At 76.0% G+C, this 4,924-nt stretch carries 4 protein-coding genes; all 4 read left to right on the top strand.

The window, feature by feature from the left end; all coding sequences use genetic code 11:
• Window positions 1–64: 64 nt before the first annotated feature.
• The 4 genes from E9565_RS21520 to E9565_RS21535 all read left to right on the top strand — a co-directional run bounded on the left by E9565_RS21520 (window position 65) and on the right by E9565_RS21535 (window position 4,334).
• Window positions 65–436 (top strand): hypothetical protein, encoded by a 372-nt coding sequence (locus E9565_RS21520; RefSeq protein ID WP_236836693.1) that lies wholly within the window; start codon window positions 65–67, stop codon window positions 434–436.
• Between the two features lie 206 nt (window positions 437–642).
• Entirely contained in the window at window positions 643–1,074 is a 432-nt protein-coding gene (locus E9565_RS21525) for an ATP-binding protein (protein WP_236828741.1), read from the top strand.
• Between the two features lie 66 nt (window positions 1,075–1,140).
• Window positions 1,141–2,694 (top strand): aldehyde dehydrogenase family protein, encoded by a 1,554-nt coding sequence (locus tag E9565_RS21530; protein WP_236828742.1) that lies wholly within the window; start codon window positions 1,141–1,143, stop codon window positions 2,692–2,694.
• Window positions 2,694–4,334, top strand: a complete 1,641-nt coding sequence (locus E9565_RS21535) for a GMC family oxidoreductase (RefSeq protein ID WP_236828743.1) — start codon at window positions 2,694–2,696, stop codon at window positions 4,332–4,334. The genes E9565_RS21530 and E9565_RS21535 overlap by 1 nt, the downstream gene beginning before the upstream one ends.
• Window positions 4,335–4,924: the final 590 nt, after the last annotated feature.

The following is a 4,924-nucleotide window of genomic DNA, read 5'->3' on the forward strand; positions in this document are numbered from 1 at the left end:
ACACGGGTGCCTCCGGGGAGGTGCGGTGCGGGGCGCCCCGCACCGCACCTCCCCGGAGGCACCCGTGTCACGCAGCACCCCCGTCCCCACCGGCCCGGCCGCCGACGCCCGCACCGCGCTGCCCGAGGGCGAGGCCGCGGCGTTCGACCGGCTGGCCCACGCCGTCCTCGCCTCGCCGTCCGCCCCGCTGGGCGCCCTGCTGCGGGCGCAGCTGCCCGGGACGGCCGGCGTCCGCTGGCTCCGCCAGGAGGGCCTGCCACCCACGACCCGGCCGGCGGAGCTGACCGCCGAGCGGTGGCTGTCGCTGTTCCGCTGCTGGCAGTCCGTGGCCCCGGCACCCGGGGCCACCGGCGCGGGCCACCACCGGTCCGGTGGCCGACCGTCGACCCACGGCCACGCGCCGGGGGCCGTCGCCATCCCCCGCTGGGGGAGCTGAGGTCCCGGCCGGGCGCGCACCGCCGGCCGGCGGCCCTACCCGTCGGGCGGGGCCGCGGGCGGGCGGTGACGACGCGCCCGGCCACGGCCTGGCGCCGCCTCACCACGGCCCCCACTTCGGGGGAAGGCGAGGGTTCGCGCTCCTCCGGAACGGGCACGGGGGCGCCACGACCGGTGAGCAGCGCCGGCGCGGGGAGGCGGTGACCGGTGGGGATCTGGCAGGCCGCGCGACCGCCGCGACCGTTCCCCGAGGTGTGGTGCCAGGAGCTGAGCTCCCTGGCCGAGCTCGCCGCGCTGCGCGCCCGCCTCCGCCGGTCCACCACCGGCAGCCGGACCGTCGCCGCTCCCGAGCGCGACCACTGGTCCGAGCGGCTGGTGCTGATCGCCGACGAGCTCACCTCCAACGCGCTGCGCCACGGCGGGGCCCCCGTCGCGGCGGTCCTCGGCCGGGACGGCGACCGGTGGCTGATCGCCGTCCGGGACTCCGCGGTCGACGTCCCGCCCGCGCCGGCCCAGGGACGCGATCCCGGCCTGGGTGGCTTCGGGCTCTACCTCGTGGCCGACCTGTCGACGGCGCACGGCTGGTTCACCGAGCCGGGGGTCAAGACCGCCTGGGCAGTGGTGGACGGCGGGGCCTGAGCGCCCCGCCCCCGACCGGGCGAACCCCTGGCCCGGTGCCTGTGACCCGCGGGTAACGTGCGACACATGTCGCTCGCCGAGCAGTTGGACACGGTCACCGGCTCCGCCGCGGGGACGGTCGACCGGCACGCCACCACGGAGACCTTCGAGTCCACCGCACCGGCCGGCGGTGCCGTCGTCGGGGTCTTCCCCGTGCACGACGAGGCCGCCGTCGGGAAGACCGTCGCCCGCGCCCGCGTCGCCGCGCAGCAGTGGGCGGCGCTGGGCTTCGACGGCCGCAAGCAGCGGCTCTCGGCCTACCGCGGCTACCTCGCCCGCCGCATGCACGAGCTCGCCGACCTCGTGCACCGCGAGAACGGCAAGCCGCACGCCGACGCCATCCTCGAGATCACCCTGGCCGTCGACCACCTGGCCTGGGCCGCCGGTCACGCGCGCAAGGCGCTCGGGCCCCGTCGGGTCAGCCCCGGCCTGCTCGCGGCCAACCACGCGGCCTACCTGGAGTACCAGCCGCTGGGCGTCATCGGCGTCATCGGCCCGTGGAACTACCCGGTGTTCACGCCGATGGGCTCGATCGCCTACGCGCTGGCCGCCGGCAACGCCGTCGTCTTCAAGCCCTCCGAGCACACGCCCGCCGTCGGCGCGTGGCTGGCCGCCGCCTGGCGGGCCGCCGTCCCCGACAGCGCCGACGCCTTCCAGGTCGTCACCGGCTACGGCGCCACCGGCGCGGCGCTGTGCCGCGTCCCGGTCGACAAGCTGGCGTTCACCGGGTCGGCCGCGACCGGCAAGAAGGTGATGGCCGCCTGCGCCGAGACGCTGACGCCGGTCCTGATGGAGCTCGGCGGCAAGGACGCGATGATCGTCGACGACGACGCCGACGTTGCGGCCGCCGCCGACGCCGCCGTGTGGGGCGCGATGAGCAACGGGGGCCAGACCTGCATCGGCATCGAGCGGGTGTACGCCACGGAGGCGGTCTACGACCGCTTCGTCGAGGCCGTCACCACGCAGGTGCGCAGCCTGCGACCCGGTGCGGACGGCGAGGCGACCTACGGCCCGATGACCATGGCCTCGCAGATGGAGGTGGTGCGCCGGCACGTCGCCGACGCGGAGGCCGCGGGCGCCCGGGTGGTCACCGGTGGCCCCTCCGCCGACGCGTTCCCCGCCGGGGGGTACGTCCCGCCCACCGTGCTGCTCGACGTGCCCGAGGACTCCCCCGCCATCAAGGAGGAGACCTTCGGTCCCACGCTGACGATCACCCGGGTGCGCGACGCCGAGGAAGCGCTGCGGCGCGCCAACGACACCACCTACGGGCTGGCCGGCGCGATCTTCTCCGCGTCCAAGGAGAAGGCCATGGACCTGGCCCGCCGGATGCGCAGCGGCATGACCTCGATCAACTCGGTGCTCACCTTCGCCTCGGTGCCGGCGCTGCCCTTCGGCGGGGTGGGCGACTCCGGGTTCGGCCGCATCCACGGCGAGGACGGGCTCAAGGAGTTCACCCGCGCCAAGGCCATCACCCGCCAGCGCGTACCGCTGCCGGTGAACCTGATGAGCTTCGGGCGCCCGGCCAACGCCGCCGACGCGCTGGCCCGGGTCATGGGCATGGTCCACGGGCGGCACCGCTGATGGGCGCGTACGCGCAGGACCCGGCGCTCGTGGGCACGGAGGAGTTCGACGTCGTCGTCGTCGGCGCCGGCTCGGCCGGCAGCGCGCTGGCCGGGCGCCTCAGCGAGGACCCGACGCTCCGGGTGCTGGTGCTGGAGGCCGGCGGCCCCGACTCGGTGCTCGAGGTCAAGATCCCCGCCGGGCTCTACAAGGTGTGGCGCACCCGGCACGACTGGAACTACACGACCGACGAGCAGCCGGGCCTGGGCGGCCGGAAGCTCTTCTGGCCGCGGGGCAAGCTGCTCGGCGGCTCCTCGTCGATCAACGCGATGATCTACGTCCGCGGGGCACGCGCCGACTACGACGAGTGGGCGCAGCTCACCGGGGACGACGCCTGGTCCTACGACTCCGTGCTGCCGCTGTTCAAGCGGATGGAGGACAACGCCCGCGGCGCCGACGCCTGGCACGGGGTGGGCGGGCCGCTGCGCGTGGAGGACCTGCGCTCGCCGCACCCGTGGACCACGGCCGTGGTCGAGTCGGCGGTCGCCGCCGGCTACCCGCGCAACCCCGACTTCAACGGCGCCGCCCAGGAGGGCGTCGGCCCGTTCCAGGTGACGCAGCGGCGCGGGCGCCGCTGGTCGGCCGCCGACGCCTACCTGCACCCGGCCGCGGGCCGGCCGAACCTGACCGTGCGGACCGGGGCGCTGACCACCCGGGTGCTCGTCGAGGGTGGCCGGGCCACCGGCGTGGAGTACCGCTGCGGCGGCGAGCTGCGCACGGTGCGCGCCACCCGCGAGGTGGTGCTCTCCGGCGGCGCGGTCAACTCCCCCCAGCTGCTCATGCTCTCGGGCATCGGCCCGGCCGACCACCTGCGCGAGGTCGGCGTCGACGTGGTGCACGACCTCCCGGGAGTGGGCGCCGGCCTGCAGGACCACCCGCTGGTGCCGGTGATCTGGGCCGCCCGTTCCGGGAAGTCGCTGCGGCTGGCCGAGACCCCGCTCAACCTGGCCAGGTGGAAGGTGACCGGCCGCGGCCCGCTGACCTCCAACCTCGCCGAGGCGGGCCTCTTCACCCGCTCCGCCCCCGAGCTCCCGGAACCGGACCTGCAGATGCACTTCCTGCCGGTGAAGTTCTGGAAGCAGGCGGAGGTCGACCCGGACGCCGAGGCGTTCACCTCCGCGGTCGTGCTGGTGCACGTCCACTCGCGGGGCTCGGTGCGGCTGCGCTCGGCCGACCCGACGTGGGCGCCCGCCATCGACGCCGGCTACCTCACCGACGAGCGCGACCTCGACGCGCTGGTCAGCGGGGTGGAGCAGGCCCGGGAGATCGCGGGGGTCGGCCCGCTCGCCGCCGTGCTCGGCGAGGAGTGGTCCCCGGGGCGCGGCGTGCAGGGCCGCGACGCGCTGCGGCAGAAGGTCCGCGACACCCTGGAGTCGCTGTACCACCCGGTGTCCTCGTGCCGGATGGGCACCGACGAGCAGGCCGTCGTCGACCCGCAACTGCGGGTGCGCGGGATCGAGGGGCTGCGGGTGGCCGATGCGTCGGTGATGCCGACGCTGGTCCGCGGCAACACCAACGCACCGACGATCATGATCGCCGAGCGGGCCGCGGACCTGGTCCTCGGCCGCACGCCCGCGGCGCAGGTCGCCGCCACCGGTTGACGCGCTCCGGCGCTGGGATCAGGGCACCGGATCGTGGCGTGTCCTCCCTCGCGGTCTGCGGTGAGGGAGGACACGCCAGGGTCAGGGAGGAGCTCGCCCGACCTCGGCACGACGGCGTCGACCGGACAGCACGTGCACGCCGCGATCGGGGGCCCGCCGCTCACCCCCTGGGCGCCGCCCGCGGTCGGGCACCTCACCCGATGTGACCCGTCCCTCCCGGGCGGTGGGACCACACCGGGGCCGCGTCTGGTTGAGTGGGGTGTACCGGCGCCGCCCTCGCTCATCCGGAGCGGCAGGAATCGACGTCGGGCCCAGGCTGCGCCACCGAGGCGCGCCAGGCTGACCGACGTCTCGCCGACGATGCGAGCCCGCCCTGCCCGCGTGCAGGTGCGCCGCTCGTCCGTGCCGGGGTGCTGGAGCAGCCACTCGAGCTCCGAGGAACCGATGACTTCGCAGAACGCCACCCCGTCCACCCCCGCCGCCGACGGGCGCCCGCGCCGGCGCCGTGGCGGCCGTCGGCGGCGGGGGTGGACGGGGTGGCGTTCTGCGAAGTCATCGGTTCCTCGGAGCTCGAGTGGCTGCTCCAGCAC

The sequence above is a fragment of the Blastococcus sp. KM273129 genome (assembly GCF_021698995.1).
GTDB lineage: Bacteria > Actinomycetota > Actinomycetes > Mycobacteriales > Geodermatophilaceae > Blastococcus.

What these genes read in the sequence shown, in the direction of transcription:
- E9565_RS21535 (WP_236828743.1), top strand. Translation starts at nt 2,694, where the DNA reads ATGGGCGCGTACGCGCAGGACCCGGCGCTCGTGGGCACGGAGGAGTTC.
- E9565_RS21530 (WP_236828742.1), top strand. Translation starts at nt 1,141, where the DNA reads ATGTCGCTCGCCGAGCAGTTGGACACGGTCACCGGCTCCGCCGCGGGG.